Source organism: Sulfitobacter aestuariivivens (assembly GCF_014763045.1).
Lineage (GTDB): Bacteria > Pseudomonadota > Alphaproteobacteria > Rhodobacterales > Rhodobacteraceae > Sulfitobacter > Sulfitobacter aestuariivivens.
Map to the genome: position 1 here is coordinate 220,327 of NZ_JACTAG010000003.1, position 13,719 is coordinate 234,045.

Below are 13,719 nucleotides of genomic sequence, written 5' to 3' on the forward strand. Positions count from 1 at the left end.
AGGGCAGTTGGCATGGCTAAAGCTGCACAATTGAAAGTATCCGATGAAGTCGCGATCTCGATCCAGCAGATGAACAAGTGGTACGGCACGTTCCACGTGCTGCGCGACATTGATCTGACCGTCTACCAGGGCGAGCGGATCGTGATCTGCGGGCCTTCAGGCTCGGGCAAATCCACGCTGATCCGGTGCATCAACGCGCTGGAAGAGCATCAGAAGGGGTCGATAGAGGTGGATGGCACGCTGTTGTCCTCGGACCTCAAGAACATCGACAAGATCCGATCGGAGGTTGGCATGTGCTTTCAGCACTTCAACCTGTTCCCGCATCTGACGATCCTTGAGAACTGTACGCTGGCCCCGATCTGGGTGCGCAAAACGCCCAAGAAGGAAGCCGAGGAAACGGCGATGCATTTCCTTGAGAAGGTGAAGATCCCCGATCAGGCGAACAAGTATCCCGGTCAACTGTCGGGCGGGCAGCAGCAGCGTGTGGCGATTGCCCGCAGTCTGTGCATGCGTCCGCGGATCATGCTGTTTGATGAACCGACATCGGCGCTGGACCCAGAGATGATCAAGGAAGTGCTCGATACCATGATCGAGCTTGCCGAAGAGGGCATGACCATGCTTTGCGTGACGCACGAGATGGGCTTTGCCCGTCAGGTGGCGAACCGCGTGATCTTTATGGATGAAGGTCAGATCGTGGAACAGAACGAACCCGAAGAGTTCTTTAACAACCCGCAGTCGCCCCGGACGCAGCTGTTTCTCAGCCAGATCCTGGGTCACTAGCACCCTCGCTGGCTGTACTATTCCAGACGCATTGCCCTTAGGGGCAGTGCGTTTTTCATTTTTAGGGAGCATTTGATGCCAGCGATTTTGACTGCAACGATTTCCATCAAGGATATGGAAAAGATGATGGCCTATGGCGAGAAGGCGATGCCGACGATCCTGGCGCATGAGGGAGAGATGCTGTACCGCGCGCAGACTGTGGACGTATTGCGGGGGGCGGCGGATCACACGTTTTCTACCGCGTTCCGTTTTCCGGATGTTGCGGCGGTGAAAGGCTGGTTCAACAGTCCCGAATATGAGGCCCTGCACGCGCTGAGAAACGAGGCGGCAGACGTCACCTTTGTGGTGCACGAAGAGGTCTAGGTCGCGTTGGCGGCGTCACAGGTCGCGCGGCACGACAAACCGCCGCGCAGTCGCCTGACCCCAGTCGGCATCCCGCCAGTCGTCGATCTCGAAATCCGCGACAAGGGTGGCCCCGGTGGGATACTGATCGAATTTGGGATGATCGGGGCGTTGGGCAAGCACCTCGGACGCGGTGATTGAAATGCCGGGATTGTGACCCAGCATCAGCACGACCTGTCCTGTTGCCTGCCGCATCACGTGCAGGATGTCATTGTGGGTGGCGAGGTAAAGATCGCGTGTGAACCGGGTGTCGATGCCATCGGGAAGATCGAGACCCAGCAGGGTTTCACCGGTCCGCTTGGCCGAGGAACAGAGCACCTGATCCGGCAGGATCTTTTCGCGCCGCAACCAGTCCCCCAGTGCGGCCGAGGCCTGCTGCCCGCGTGCGTTCAAAGGCCGGTCATGATCTGACGCAGCACCGCTGGACCAGTCCGATTTTGCGTGTCGCATCAGGATCAGGGTTTTCATCGCGCGCTCCTGTGGAAATGGGCCATGTGGTAGGCTGATTGTACGGGCAGTCTGCCAAAGCTTTGTGACACCGGGCAAGCGCGGCGTGCAGCGCAGCCATGATCCATGCAGTCGGCGCCGGGGGGCGTGTCGAGGTATGCCTTGCAGCCGGCCACGTCGTAACCTTCCGGCGTCAGGGCGCTGACGGGGCAGGCGGCGCGGCAGGGCTGGTCGGGGCACGTCTCGCACGGGCTGTCCGGAAAGGGTGGAAGGGCGAGGCGTTCGGGCAGGGCGAGCGCACCGCGGAAAGACACAAAAAGACCTGCGGTATCGTGGACCAGAAAATTGATTGGCGAGGCATGGATGCGGCCCGTTCGTGTGGCCCATGTGAAGAAGGGCAGGAAGGGCGGGCCACCGAAAGGAAAGACGGGTTTTGCACCGATTTCTGCCGCGAGGGCGCTGATGACACGTGTAGACCAGCGGTCTATCGGATCAGGTTTGCCATCCGCACATTCCGGGCTTTGGGTGAAGGCGGGCCAAAAACGCGGTTCATCCGGGCCAAGCATCACAAGCGTCTTGCAGCCTTCGGGAGCCGTGTCTTTTTCGTTTGGGTGAAATGCGCCGAGTACGCTGAGATGACGCGTGCGGGCGGCGTCCTCTAGGGCGGCGTAGGTCATCCGGTGCGAATGATGCTGCCGGCGCCGTGCTCTGTGAAAAGCTCGAGCAGGCAGGCGTTGGGGGCGCGGCCATCAAGGATGACCGCAGCGCGCACACCGCCGTTCAGCGCCGCCAGCGCGGTCTGGGTTTTGGGGATCATTCCGCCCGCAATGGAGCCATCGGCGATCATGTCGGCGATCTGGCGCGAGGTCAGTTCGGTCAGCACCTCGCCTTCGGCGTTCTTGACGCCAGCCACATCTGTAAGCAGCAGCAAACGATCCGCCTTGAGAGCAGAAGCAATTGCCCCGGCGGCGGTGTCGCCGTTGATGTTGAAGGTTTCGCCTGCACGACCCATGCCCAGCGGGGCGATTACGGGGATAATGCCCTTGTCTGCCAGATCGCGCAGCACGCGGGGGTTCACCTCGGACGGTTTGCCGACCAGTCCCAGAGCCGGGTTTTCAGCATCGCAGACGATCAGCCCGCTGTCTTTGCCCGACAGCCCAACGGCGCGCCCACCCTGGGCGGAAATGGCCTGCACGATCCGCGCATTGACGGAGCCGGAGAGGACCATTTCGACCACTTCCATGGTGGCAGCGTCGGTGACGCGTTTGCCGTCAACGAAGTCTGATTTGATCTTCAGACGGTCCAGCATCTGGTTGATCATGGGCCCGCCGCCGTGCACGACAACGGGGTTCACGCCGACCTGCCGCATCAGGGTCACGTCGCGTGCGAATTCGTTCATCGCCGCATCACTGCCCATGGCGTGACCGCCCAGCTTGATCACAACGGTTGCGTCCGCATAGCGCTGCAAATAGGGCAGCGCCTGGCTGAGAGTTTGCGCTGTGGCGATCCAATCGCGGTTCATGTCTTGTGTTCTCATGTCTGTCCTCGCCCGGCGGATCATAAGAATTTGCGCGGGATGTGCCACCTTTGAAATCGCAGCGCGTGGCGGCGTTTGCGATAGCGCTTAACTGGCCAGATGGATCAGGGGGTTGGTACCCGTTATTCCAGCGTGGCGATGATGGCCCGCAGAGTAGGAATGCCCCACCCCTTTTCGGAGCTTGTGACAATCAGTTCAGGAAAGGCGGCGGGGTGTTTTGACAGCGCGCCGCGCACCTGATCCAGCGCCTTTGCGCGTTCCTTTTCCTTGACCTTGTCCGCCTTGGTCAACACGACCTGAAAGGTGACGGCAGCGCTGTCGAGAAGGGACATGATTTCGTCGTCTACCTTTTTGACACCGTGGCGCGCGTCGATCAGCACAAAGGCGCGGCGCAGTGTCTGTCGGCCCGAGAGGTATCTTTTCAGCAGGCGCTGCCACTTTTCGACGACCGGCAGGGGGGCATTGGCATAGCCATAGCCCGGCAGGTCTACCAGATAATGGCTTTCACCGGCGGTGAAGTAGTTGATTTCCTGTGTCCGGCCGGGCGTGTTGGACGCGCGGGCCAGTGCCTTGGTGCCTGTCAGCGCGTTGATCAGCGTCGATTTGCCCACGTTGGAGCGCCCGGCAAAACACACCTCCATCCGGTCAGGGGGGGGCAGGCCGTCCATCGCGACCACGCCTTTGACAAAGATCGTCTCTCCCGCAAAGAGCAGGCGGCCCTGTTCAAGGATCTGCGGATCAGGCTCTTCCGAGACCGGGAACGGCAGGGCGGTCATGTGGTTTGCACCACGTTTCCAAGCTGCAGTGTGCCACCTTTGATGACCTCGCATCGGACCGAGAAGTCCTGATGGCCAAAGCTTTCGAGTGCCGCCAGAGTGTCAGCGTCGCGCTGGCCGGTGTCGGGATTTGCGGTTGTCGCGATGCAGCGGTCGGTGCGTTCGCGCGGGCGCAGAATGCAGTCACCAATGGTGATGTCGCGGCCTATCCAGTCAAATTCTGCCCAGGGGGCCTCGCTGTCGAACCAGATATTGCCGCGCCAGCGGTGAAGCGACAGCGCCTGTTCCATCTGCACTTCAACGGCGCGGTGGGACGCGAGGTTGCATAGGGTCACCGAAGGGAAATCGCTGTCGGTGTAGCCGCGTCCGTCAAGGCGCATGACACTGGCGGGTTGGGCGCGGGTGTGGGGCACCAGTTGGCTGACCCAGTCGATCAGGGCGTTTGCATCTGTATCGGGGTTCACGCTGAGCGTGGGGAGGTCCGGGTGGCTGAGGCTGACGATGCCGCTGTCCTCATCCAGCTGCGAGGTAATCGCCATCAGTTCGGGCGATTTCGACACCCGGCTGAAGTTGGCGCAATGCGCCCAGACGCCCGGTTCCGCCTTGGCGGCCTCGTGGGCAATGGCCCAGACCCGGTCATAGGGCATGGATTGCCCGGCATGCAGTGTGACGCGGTTGAGCGACTCTCGGCCGTGGCTCTTGATCGGATGCCGATAGAGCGCGGTGATCTGCATTACTTTTTGCCCTTGGCGGGCGGGGTGCTGTCCGTTTCCGCCTTGGATTTGCGTTTGAAGCCGCTGGTAATGTTGCCCAGAAGGTCAGGTTTGTAGCCCTGACTGCGCATGATCAGATACTGCTGGGTGAAGGTGATCGTGTTGTTGGCGATCCAGTAGACGACCAGACCACTGGCAAAGCTGCCAAGCATGAACATGAAGACCCAAGGCATCCAGGCAAAAATCATCTGCTGCGTTGGGTCTGTGGGTGCCGGGTTCAGCTTTTGCTGGAGCCACATGGAAATACCCAGCAGCAGCGGCAAGATGCCGATAAAGACCAGCGCCATGATGCTGCCCGGTTCCGGGCCAGCCCAAGGGAAGAGGCCCCAGAAGTTCATGATCGAGGTCGGATCGGGTGCGCTGAGGTCCTGGAAGGGGCCAAAGAAGGGGGCGTGGCGCAGTTCAATGGTGACAAAGATCACCTTGTAGAGGGAAAAGAAGATCGGGATTTGCAACAGGATCGGCAGACAGCCCGCCGCCGGGTTCACCTTTTCTTTTTTGTAGAGCGCCATCATGCCTTGCTGCATTTTTTGACGGTCGTCGCCCGCTTCTTTCTTGAGCTTCTCCATTTCTGGCTGAAGCTCTTTCATCTTGGCCATCGACACATAGGATTTATAGGCCAGCGGAAACAGCACCGCCTTGATGATCAGCGTCAGGCCAATGATCGCCCAGCCCATGTTGCCGATGAGCTTGTTGAGTTCGTGGAGCAACCAGAAAATTGGTTTGGTCAGGAAAAAGAACCAGCCCCAGTCGATACTGTCGATGAAGTTGGTCACGCCCTTGGATTCGTAGTCCCGCAGGACTTCCCATTCCTTGGCTCCGGCGAAGAGCTGCGTTGTCACTGTTGCAGTGGCACCTGGTTCGACTGTCTGGGTCGGCAGGCGGGCGAAAGCGCGATAGACGTCACGGTTTGCATCATAGGTCAGGGCCTTGTCGAAAACCTGAGCGGCGTCGGGGATCAGCACGGCCTGCCAGTAGTGCGCGGTAAAGCCGATCCAGCCATCGTTGGTGTCTTCGGTTACAATGGCCGGACGGCCCCATTTCGGGTTCACTTCCGCGTCCTGAATGTCATCCCAATCGGTCTCTGCAAGCTCCCCTTGCGACATGGCGACCGCGCCTTCGTGCAGAATAAAGAAATTCTTGAGATCTTCTGGTTCGCCATGCTGCGCGATCATGCCGTAGGGCGCCATGGCGACAGAGGCGTCGGCGTTGTTGGTGACTGTCTGGGTGACGGTGAACATGAAGTCGTCGTCCACCGCGATCTCGCGGTTGAAAAGCTGGCCTGCGCCATTGTCCCAGCTCAGGGTGACCGGGTTGCCGGGGCTCAGGCTGTCGCCTGAAACAAGGCTCCACAGTGTGTCGGGTGTGGGGACGGCGGACGGGTCAACGCCGCTGCCGGGTGCCCAGCCGTGCAGGGCGTAATAGGCGCCGGGGTTGCCCTCAGGCGAGAGCATTGTCACAATTTCGGCGTCCGCGTTCTGAGTGACGCGATAATCGTTCAGCTTCAGATCATCGATGCGCCCACCCAGCAGGGAGATGGACCCGGACAGATGCGGAGTTGTGATGTCCACGCGAGGGGCTTCGGCCAACGATTGCGCCGGGGTTTCGGTGCCGGAGGCGACTGAAGGCGCTGCCGCGGTCGCTGCCGGAGCAGCGGGCACGGTGGCGTCATCCGTTTGGGTGCCGGTGCCGGTGCCGGTTTCGGTAGCAGTCTGGCCGGGATCAACCTCGGGCGGTGGGAAAAGCGCGAACCAAACCAGGATCACGAGAAAACTGAGCGCAGTCGCAAGAATAAGGTTCTTGTTGTTGTCGTCCATAGGGACAGCCACCTGATGTCTGATGCCGTGTGATATCAGCGTGGTTCAACAGAGGTGCAGCCCAAAGGTCAAGCAGATTCGCCGCGAAATTGGGGCTGAGCAGAGGTTCACCCGGACAAAGCCGACATAGCCATCGGTGTGATGCCTGGCATCATCGCCTCAGCAAGGGATCCCGCATGCCAGGGCTCGTCGATTCAGGGGGGAGCTGCCAGGCAAATGCCCAGCGAATTGCATGCCCCCGCGGGGACAATTCATCGATGCGACCGACCATCCATTATCTGAGGCACATCTTCCAGCTTTGCGTTGTGGTTGGCGATCCAGTCGAGCGTTTGCTCAAAAGGCATGGGGCGGGCAATGCCGTAACCCTGCACATGATTGCAGCCCAGCTGTGCAAGCAGCACGTGTTCGCCGACCGACTCGACCCCTTCGGCGAGGGTTTCAACGCCCAGTCTTTCGGCCATGGTCAGGATGGCGCTGATCATGCGCTGCTGTTCAGGGTCGCGATCGGCGCGCTTTACAAAGCTGCGGTCGATCTTGATCCGGCTGACCGAAAACCGCCGGATCGAGGTTAGCGAAGCATGCCCGGTGCCAAAGTCATCAAGATCAATCTGGCAGCCAAGGTCCCTCAACGCATTGATATTGCGCGTTACCATATCTGCGGGCGCGCCTGCCATGACGGTTTCCAGCACCTCGACCGCCAATCGGTCTGGAGCAAGATCAAAGCGGTCGAATTCCCACTTGATCTTGTCTACCAACTGGGGATTGCCCAATTCGGGTCCGGCGAAATTGACCCCGACCTGCGGTACCCTGAAACCTGCATTGTCCCATGATTTCAGGGCCGTAAAAGCATGATACATCATCACTTCAGCCAGTCGCTCAAGCAGGTTCGCCTGTTCTATAGCGGGCAGAAATTCCATCGGGGCAATCATGCCGCGTGTGGGGTGGGACCAGCGCGCCAGAGCCTCAAAACCAGTGACCTGTCCGGTGTCGGTGGAAATCTGGGGCTGAAACCATGGCTTGATTTGCCCACAGTCAAGCGCCTGCGCAACGTCATCCAGCAACGAAGACCGGGTCGCTGCGTCCCGGCGCATCTGATCGGAGTAGGCACGGATTGCGCAGGGCCCGCTATTTTGTCCGGCGCGCAGGGCGGTTGCAGCTGCGGCGATCCAATCTGCGCTGGTGGTACCGGGTGCACGTGCGTGCTGGCAAAAGCCGATGGCCGCCGAGATATGGACGGTGGTGCCATCCAGAGGAAACGGGTCTTCCAGAGCGGATTGGAGACGTGCCGCGGTCTGGATGCAGGTTTCCAGATCAAGCCTGCGCACCGGGTTCAGGCAAATGGCAAATCGCGCATCGCCCATCTGGCCGATGTAATCATCCGCCCTGAGCGTGGCCAGCAGGCGTTCACCGGTGCATTGGATGATCGAATCCGCACCCGCCTGTCCGTTTCTTTCGACAACCCTATCGAAGTCCTCAAGCGCGATGTAATAGACCACCGAATGGTGGCCGGTGTTATGGAGAGACTGAAAGGTTACCTCGGTCAGTTTTTCAAATGCGGGCCGCTGCATGAGACCGCTGACCGCGTCACGTCCAACGTGAGGCGTTTCGCGCAAGCCGCCTGAAAGGAAATATGCCAGCGGTAGGACGACGGATACCGTGATCAGCGCAGCCTCCCCCCCCAGCCAGAAGGCGGCCAGCGATATGGCAGGCCAAAATGCCAGCGCTGCCGGCGCTGCCCACAGCGCCGCCGCCCGTCTCTGAAAAGAGGCCCCTGGCCGAAATGGTAACAGCGCCATGTCAATTCCCCATGTCCGGCGCACGCATTGTGGCGCCATGGAAATCAGACTAGACGGTGAGACATGTGGTGTGCGTTAACAGCACCCCGGAACTTTGCCCAAAATTTCCTAAAACTATTCACACTCTCGCTGAAGGCCTGCAAAATCAAAGAGGTTCGGATCCAGCAGATGTGAGGGCCGCGCATTCATCAATGCGCGAAACATCACCTGTCGGCGCCCCGGGCTGTTGCGTTCCCATCCGTCCAGGATGGCCTTGACCTGCTGGCGCTGCAGGCCGTCCTGAGAGCCGCAAAGATCGCAGGGAATGATGGGGTAACTCATGGCCCGCGCGAATTTTTCGCAGTCAATTTCAGCCACATGCGCCAAGGGTCGGTAGACAAACAGATCGCCTTCTTCATTCAGCAACTTGGGCGGCATCGTGGCAAGCCTGCCGCCGTGAAAGAGGTTCATGAAGAAAGTTTCGAGAATGTCGTCGCGGTGATGGCCCAGCACAATGGCAGAGCAGCCTTCTTCGCGCGCAATCCGGTAGAGATGCCCGCGGCGCAGGCGCGAACAGAGCGCGCAGAACGTGCGGCCTGCGGGGATTTTGTCCATCACGATGGAATAGGTGTCCTGATATTCGATCCGATGCGGGACGCCCATCTTTTCCAGAAACGCGGGTAGCACGGTTGCCGGAAACCCGGGCTGGCCCTGATCAAGGTTGCAGGCGAGAATATCCACGGGCAACAGGCCGCGCCATTGCAGTTCGTGCAGCACGGCCAGCAGCGTATAGCTGTCCTTGCCGCCAGACAGGCAGACGAGCCATTTGGCACCCGGTTCGACCATGCCGTATTGATCGAGCGCTTCGCGGGTGGCGCGCACGATGCGCTTGCGCAGCTTCTTGAATTCGGTCGTTTGTGGTGCGCCCTGGAACAGCGCGTGGATCTCTTCGGGTTGATCAAGCATGGGTGTGGGCTCTGCCTTGTGGGTGGGCGTTATAGAGCATGCCAGCCATATGAATGCCAGTCGTTTGGGCGCAGCCGGACGCGCCGGATTTGGGATGCACTGGGAAGGTGTGTATAATCAGGGGTTGTATCTGTCGTCATTCAAGCATGGGAGGGATTACATGGATTATGTCTATTGCGTGCGCAGTGTGCGGGGGGACGCGTTTGTTGCGGAGCCCGGCGCCAACTATTTTCTCAAGGTGCCGAAGAACATCAAGCACCCCAGGCCGTCCCACCGGATCGAAAAGGACAAGTGGATCAAGGCGGTGATGGCTGAGGCGCGTCACGGGCCGCAGGATGACGGACCGGTGGGCGACATCGTGATCTATATCCATGGGTTCAACACACCGATGGATGTCATGATGGAACGACATCGTCTGCTGCGCGAAGGGTTAGATCATCAGGGATTTGAGGGGGTCGTCATCAGCTTTGACTGGCCCAGCCACGACAAGGCGCTGAACTATCTGGAAGATCGGACCGATGCCAAACTGACCGCCCTGCGGCTGGTGGATGAGGGCATCGCCAGTTTCGCGGCGATGCAGACGCCGGACTGTCAGATCAACCTGCATCTGGTGGCCCATTCGATGGGGTGCTACGTGATCCGCGAGGCCTTTGATGACGCAGATGACCGGCCGCAAGTCGCGTCTCATAGTTGGTCCGTCAGTCAGGTGATCATGTTGTCCGGCGATGTGTCGGCCAGCTCCATGGCGGCGGGCGCGTCAAAGTCGAGTTCGCTTTACCGCCATTGCGTGCGGCTGACGAACTATTTCAATCCCTTTGATGATGTCTTGTCCCTGTCCAATGTGAAGCGGATCGGCGTGTCGCCCCGGGTGGGGCGCGTCGGATTGCCGGATGAACGGCCGGGCAAGGCGGTGAACATCAATACGGGCAATTACTACGATGCCAACAAAGGCGACTTCGATCAGGTGCCGAACGCGGCGCATACATGGTATTTCCACGATCCGGTGATGATGGAGGATATGTATCGCACCATCAAAGGCGATACGGACCGCAATGAGATCCCCACGCGATTGCAGGGCAGTGCGGGCAATCTGGTGTTATGGCCTGCGGATCAGGACCCACCGATTGCGTAGGGTTTGCGGCTAGTCAGGGACGTTGTCGATGCCGTTGCCGCCCCAGGGGTGGCAACGGCAGATGCGGCGCGCGGCAAGCCAGCTGCCTTTGATCCCGCCGTGTTTTTGCAGGGCTTCAAGCGCATAGGCACTACAGGTCGGGTGGTAGCGGCAATTGAAACCGACCCAGGGGCTGAAGATCAGACGGTAAGCCAGCACTGGCAGGGCCATGAGGCGGGCGAACGGGGTCATGGGTGGGCCTGGTGCAGTTTTTCAAGGGCGGCGATGAGGTCAGCCTGCAGGGTCTCGAACGGGCGCGTGGCCGTGGTGTTCTTGCGGCCAATCAGCACGTAGTCGGTGCCGGGGTGGCCGTGTGCAGGCAGCACACGACGCGCGATTTCGCGCAGGCGACGCTTGGCACGGTTGCGGGCAACGGCATTGCCGACCTTTTTGGAGCAGGTGAAGCCGACGCGCGTGACCTCGGGCTCTTCATCCGCGCGGCGCGGGCGCATCTGCAGGACAAAGCCGGGCATGGCGGTATGCGCGGCGCGTGCGGCGGCAAGGAAATCGGCGCGTTTGCGCAGGGTTTCCAAACGCAAAGACACCGCCGGGGGCGGGTGCCCCGTGGCGGCGATGCTGCCATCCTGGGGTGCCTCCGGCGGTGTCATGTTCATTGGTCGATGGGCGCGACTACGCGCTCAGCTTTTTCCGGCCCTGGGCACGGCGTGCATTGATGATCTTGCGGCCGGCTTTGGTTGCCATGCGCGCGCGAAAACCGTGGCGCCGCTTGCGCACGAGGTTTGAAGGTTGAAAGGTGCGTTTCATCGCGCCGTCTCCATTGTCTATGCTGTAGCGCGCATCAGATTCGCCACGCCAGCGTCATTTCAGACCCGTCCTCTACTGCCCGTCCGGGCACAAGTCAAACGGTTCGGGGCAGAAAATCGCACCCTTTGCAACATTCCGCGCTTTGGGCGCCGGGATTTGTTTCAATTCACCGCATCAAGTGCAACATCGCTCTCGAAACCGTACACTGGTTATCAAGCGCCCGTGATAGGGCTGTCGCGCAGCAGGGGAACAGGCCATCTAGAAAGGGAACACCGCAACCCCCGTCCGGAAGGCGTGATACATGTCCGATATGAGCCAAACAGATAACAAGCCCCACTGGATGCGGTATGCGCCGATCCTTGCGATCCTTCTGGTGGCCGCTGTGGGCGCATTCACGCTGCGCGACTACCTGAGCTTTGACGCCCTGCGGGAGAACCGCGAGGCGTTGCTGGCATTTCGCGATAGCAAACTTGTGCTGACCGTGCTGCTGTTTGTCACAACTTATGTGTTGATCGTCGGATTTTCACTGCCCGGTGCAGCGATTGCGACGCTGACAGGGGGCTTTCTGTTTGGCACCTGGGCAGGCACTGTGATCAATATCACCGGGGCGACCATCGGGGCTGTGCTGATCTTCAGCGCCGCCCGCATGGGGCTGGGTGAAAAGCTGAAAGAGCGGATGGATGCGTCTGAGGGGATGGTTGCCAAGATCAAGAAGGGCATCGACGAAAACCAATGGTCGATGCTGTTTTTCATCCGGCTGGTGCCTGCAGTACCCTTCTTTGTGGCCAATCTGATCCCGGCGTTTCTGGGTGTGCCGCTTTATCGCTTTGTGATTTCCACATTCATCGGAATTATCCCGGGCAGCCTTGTGTTTACCTCGGTAGGTGCAGGTCTGGGAGAGGTATTTGCACGGGGGGAGAGCCCGAACCTTGGCATTATCTTTGAGCCGCATATCTTGTTCCCGATACTGGGCTTGTGTGCGTTGTCGGTGCTGCCGGTTATCGTTAAGGCCGTAACCGGCAAGAAGGACCTGACAAAATGAACAAGATCGAGACGGATGTGCTGATCATTGGCGCGGGCTCCGGCGGGTTGTCGGTGGCGGCCGGGGCCTCGCAGATGGGGGCGAAGGTTGTCTTGCTGGAAGGCCACAAGATGGGCGGCGACTGCCTGAATTTCGGCTGTGTCCCTTCCAAGGCGTTGATCGCGACGGGCAAGGCGGCCTATGGCCAGCAGCATGCCGCGCAATATGGGGTGGCCGATGCGCCCGGCGACGTGGACTACGCGGCGGCCAAGGATCATGTGGCGGATGTGATCGCTCAGATCGCGCCGGTGGACAGTCAGGAACGCTTTGAAGGGTTCGGTGTCCATGTGATCCGCGAATACGGGCGATTTATCTCGGAGAACGAGGTTCAGGCGGGTGACGCGGTGATCAAGGCGCGCCGGATCGTGATCGCCACGGGGTCGTCCCCGCTGGTGCCGCCCATTCCGGGGCTCGAGGATGTGCCTTACGAGACCAACGAGACGCTGTTCGATCTGCGCGACAAGCCGGAGCATCTACTGATCATCGGCGGGGGGCCTATTGGCATGGAAATGGCGCAGGCCCATGTGCGCATGGGCTGCAAGGTGACAGTGATCGAAGGAGAAAAGGCGCTGGGCAAGGACGATCCGGAACTGGCGGAAGTCGTCCTGCAGACGGTGCGCGACGAAGGCGTCGTGATCGAAGAGGATGCGCTGGCCGCGCAGGTAAGCGGCACGGCAGGTGCGATCAAGGTCGAAGCCAAGGACGGGCGAGTTTTCAAGGGATCGCATCTGCTGATGGCAGTGGGGCGCAAATCGAATACGGACAAGCTGGATCTGGAAAAGGCGCGCATCAAGCCGTCGAAAACCGGTATCAAGGTGGATGATCAGCTGCGCACCACCAACAAAAAGGTCTATGCGATCGGGGATGTGGCAGGCGGACTGCAGTTCACACACGTGGCGGGGTATCATGCCGGGGTGATCATCCGCTCGATGCTGTTTGGCCTGCCGTCCAAGGCCAAAACAAGCCATATCCCTTGGGCGACCTATACGGATCCTGAATTGGCGCAGGTCGGGCTGACCGAGGCGCAGGCGAAGAAAAAGCACGGCCCCGCGCTGGAGGTGGTGCGGTTTCATTACAATCACAACGACCGCGCCATTGCGGAGCGCAAGACCAAAGGGCTGATCAAGGTGATGGTGGTCAAGGGGCGCCCGGTGGGGGCCTCTATCGTTGGGTATCAGGCGGGTGAGCTGATCAATCTCTGGGCGCTGGCGCTGGCCAACAGGATGAAGATGGGCCAGATTGCCGCCATGGTCGCCCCGTATCCAACCATTGGCGAGATTAACAAGCGTGCGGCTGGTGCCTATTTCGGCCCGCGGTTGTTTGAGAGCGCGCTGGTCAAGCGGGTCGTGGGTTTCGTGCAGCGGTACATTCCGTGATGGCGGTTGACGCGCGTCTGCGACGACGCCCCACCCCCCATCCCGTCGGGCGC

The 13,719-nt window shown here is 60.2% G+C and carries 16 protein-coding genes; 5 read left to right on the top strand and 11 right to left on the bottom strand.

The features are described from left to right. Positions 1–12: 12 nt before the first annotated feature. Both H9Q16_RS18995 and H9Q16_RS19000 read left to right on the top strand, forming a co-directional pair. A complete protein-coding gene (locus H9Q16_RS18995) occupies positions 13–780 on the top strand; it encodes an amino acid ABC transporter ATP-binding protein (protein ID WP_191077047.1) in 768 nt (255 codons plus the stop codon). A gap of 75 nt (positions 781–855) precedes the next feature. Continuing rightward, on the top strand, positions 856–1,143 hold the full coding sequence (locus H9Q16_RS19000; RefSeq protein ID WP_191077048.1) for a DUF1330 domain-containing protein: 288 nt from the start codon (positions 856–858) through the stop codon (positions 1,141–1,143). Positions 1,144–1,158: 15 nt separating this feature from the next. Here the strand turns inward: H9Q16_RS19000 and H9Q16_RS19005 are convergent, their stop codons facing one another. The 8 genes from H9Q16_RS19005 to ttcA all read right to left on the bottom strand — a co-directional run bounded on the left by H9Q16_RS19005 (position 1,159) and on the right by ttcA (position 9,273). Further along, entirely contained in the window at positions 1,159–1,650 is a 492-nt protein-coding gene (locus tag H9Q16_RS19005; protein ID WP_191077049.1) for a SixA phosphatase family protein, read from the bottom strand. Then, positions 1,647–2,306 (bottom strand): ferredoxin, encoded by a 660-nt coding sequence (locus H9Q16_RS19010; protein ID WP_191077050.1) that lies wholly within the window; start codon positions 2,304–2,306, stop codon positions 1,647–1,649. Before H9Q16_RS19010 ends, H9Q16_RS19005 begins: the two co-directional genes overlap by 4 nt. Then, positions 2,303–3,166, bottom strand: a complete 864-nt coding sequence (gene argB / locus H9Q16_RS19015; protein ID WP_191077051.1) for an acetylglutamate kinase — start codon at positions 3,164–3,166, stop codon at positions 2,303–2,305. The genes H9Q16_RS19010 and argB overlap by 4 nt, the downstream gene beginning before the upstream one ends. A 122-nt stretch (positions 3,167–3,288) precedes the next feature. Continuing rightward, entirely contained in the window at positions 3,289–3,942 is a 654-nt protein-coding gene (gene yihA / locus H9Q16_RS19020) for a ribosome biogenesis GTP-binding protein YihA/YsxC (protein WP_191077052.1), read from the bottom strand. Further along, on the bottom strand, positions 3,939–4,676 hold the full coding sequence (locus tag H9Q16_RS19025) for an MOSC domain-containing protein (RefSeq protein WP_191077053.1): 738 nt from the start codon (positions 4,674–4,676) through the stop codon (positions 3,939–3,941). The genes yihA and H9Q16_RS19025 overlap by 4 nt, the downstream gene beginning before the upstream one ends. Next, positions 4,676–6,532 carry a membrane protein insertase YidC gene (gene yidC / locus H9Q16_RS19030; protein ID WP_191077155.1) on the bottom strand — a complete coding sequence of 619 codons (1,857 nt, stop codon included), beginning with the start codon at positions 6,530–6,532 and terminating at the stop codon, positions 4,676–4,678. Before yidC ends, H9Q16_RS19025 begins: the two co-directional genes overlap by 1 nt. A gap of 251 nt (positions 6,533–6,783) precedes the next feature. Next, positions 6,784–8,328 (bottom strand): putative bifunctional diguanylate cyclase/phosphodiesterase, encoded by a 1,545-nt coding sequence (locus tag H9Q16_RS19035; protein WP_191077054.1) that lies wholly within the window; start codon positions 8,326–8,328, stop codon positions 6,784–6,786. Between the two features lie 114 nt (positions 8,329–8,442). After that, the gene (gene ttcA, locus H9Q16_RS19040; protein WP_191077055.1) at positions 8,443–9,273 is read right to left on the bottom strand and encodes a tRNA 2-thiocytidine(32) synthetase TtcA; all 831 of its coding nucleotides are present in this window, start codon (positions 9,271–9,273) and stop codon (positions 8,443–8,445) included. Positions 9,274–9,433: 160 nt separating this feature from the next. Here ttcA and H9Q16_RS19045 point away from each other — a divergent pair, with 160 nt between their 5' ends. Next, positions 9,434–10,405: an alpha/beta fold hydrolase gene (locus tag H9Q16_RS19045; RefSeq protein ID WP_191077056.1), complete on the top strand. Its 972-nt coding sequence runs from the start codon at positions 9,434–9,436 to the stop codon at positions 10,403–10,405. Positions 10,406–10,414: 9 nt separating this feature from the next. On the opposite strand, the gene yidD is transcribed toward H9Q16_RS19045, so the two are convergent. Genes yidD through rpmH form a run of 3 tightly spaced genes read right to left on the bottom strand, consistent with a single transcriptional unit; the run spans position 10,415 to position 11,209 of the window. Then, positions 10,415–10,636: a membrane protein insertion efficiency factor YidD gene (yidD, locus tag H9Q16_RS19050; RefSeq protein ID WP_191077057.1), complete on the bottom strand. Its 222-nt coding sequence runs from the start codon at positions 10,634–10,636 to the stop codon at positions 10,415–10,417. After that, positions 10,633–11,052 carry a ribonuclease P protein component gene (gene rnpA / locus H9Q16_RS19055; RefSeq protein WP_191077058.1) on the bottom strand — a complete coding sequence of 140 codons (420 nt, stop codon included), beginning with the start codon at positions 11,050–11,052 and terminating at the stop codon, positions 10,633–10,635. Before rnpA ends, yidD begins: the two co-directional genes overlap by 4 nt. A 22-nt stretch (positions 11,053–11,074) precedes the next feature. Next, positions 11,075–11,209, bottom strand: a complete 135-nt coding sequence (gene rpmH / locus H9Q16_RS19060; RefSeq protein ID WP_191077059.1) for a 50S ribosomal protein L34 — start codon at positions 11,207–11,209, stop codon at positions 11,075–11,077. Positions 11,210–11,510: 301 nt separating this feature from the next. Here rpmH and H9Q16_RS19065 point away from each other — a divergent pair, with 301 nt between their 5' ends. Together H9Q16_RS19065 and H9Q16_RS19070 are read left to right on the top strand one after the other, a co-directional pair. Next, positions 11,511–12,251 carry a TVP38/TMEM64 family protein gene (locus H9Q16_RS19065; RefSeq protein ID WP_191077060.1) on the top strand — a complete coding sequence of 247 codons (741 nt, stop codon included), beginning with the start codon at positions 11,511–11,513 and terminating at the stop codon, positions 12,249–12,251. Next, positions 12,248–13,666, top strand: a complete 1,419-nt coding sequence (locus H9Q16_RS19070; protein WP_191077061.1) for a dihydrolipoyl dehydrogenase family protein — start codon at positions 12,248–12,250, stop codon at positions 13,664–13,666. The genes H9Q16_RS19065 and H9Q16_RS19070 overlap by 4 nt, the downstream gene beginning before the upstream one ends. Positions 13,667–13,719: the final 53 nt, after the last annotated feature.

What these genes read in the sequence shown, in the direction of transcription:
- yidD (WP_191077057.1), bottom strand. Translation starts at nt 10,636, where the DNA reads ATGACCCCGTTCGCCCGCCTCATGGCCCTGCCAGTGCTGGCTTACCGT.
- H9Q16_RS19025 (WP_191077053.1), bottom strand. Translation starts at nt 4,676, where the DNA reads ATGCAGATCACCGCGCTCTATCGGCATCCGATCAAGAGCCACGGCCGA.
- rnpA (WP_191077058.1), bottom strand. Translation starts at nt 11,052, where the DNA reads ATGACACCGCCGGAGGCACCCCAGGATGGCAGCATCGCCGCCACGGGG.
- rpmH (WP_191077059.1), bottom strand. Translation starts at nt 11,209, where the DNA reads ATGAAACGCACCTTTCAACCTTCAAACCTCGTGCGCAAGCGGCGCCAC.
- H9Q16_RS19070 (WP_191077061.1), top strand. Translation starts at nt 12,248, where the DNA reads ATGAACAAGATCGAGACGGATGTGCTGATCATTGGCGCGGGCTCCGGC.
- H9Q16_RS19005 (WP_191077049.1), bottom strand. Translation starts at nt 1,650, where the DNA reads ATGAAAACCCTGATCCTGATGCGACACGCAAAATCGGACTGGTCCAGC.
- H9Q16_RS19000 (WP_191077048.1), top strand. Translation starts at nt 856, where the DNA reads ATGCCAGCGATTTTGACTGCAACGATTTCCATCAAGGATATGGAAAAG.
- H9Q16_RS19045 (WP_191077056.1), top strand. Translation starts at nt 9,434, where the DNA reads ATGGATTATGTCTATTGCGTGCGCAGTGTGCGGGGGGACGCGTTTGTT.
- H9Q16_RS19010 (WP_191077050.1), bottom strand. Translation starts at nt 2,306, where the DNA reads ATGACCTACGCCGCCCTAGAGGACGCCGCCCGCACGCGTCATCTCAGC.
- ttcA (WP_191077055.1), bottom strand. Translation starts at nt 9,273, where the DNA reads ATGCTTGATCAACCCGAAGAGATCCACGCGCTGTTCCAGGGCGCACCA.
- argB (WP_191077051.1), bottom strand. Translation starts at nt 3,166, where the DNA reads ATGAGAACACAAGACATGAACCGCGATTGGATCGCCACAGCGCAAACT.
- H9Q16_RS18995 (WP_191077047.1), top strand. Translation starts at nt 13, where the DNA reads ATGGCTAAAGCTGCACAATTGAAAGTATCCGATGAAGTCGCGATCTCG.
- H9Q16_RS19065 (WP_191077060.1), top strand. Translation starts at nt 11,511, where the DNA reads ATGTCCGATATGAGCCAAACAGATAACAAGCCCCACTGGATGCGGTAT.
- yidC (WP_191077155.1), bottom strand. Translation starts at nt 6,532, where the DNA reads ATGGACGACAACAACAAGAACCTTATTCTTGCGACTGCGCTCAGTTTT.
- yihA (WP_191077052.1), bottom strand. Translation starts at nt 3,942, where the DNA reads ATGACCGCCCTGCCGTTCCCGGTCTCGGAAGAGCCTGATCCGCAGATC.
- H9Q16_RS19035 (WP_191077054.1), bottom strand. Translation starts at nt 8,328, where the DNA reads ATGGCGCTGTTACCATTTCGGCCAGGGGCCTCTTTTCAGAGACGGGCG.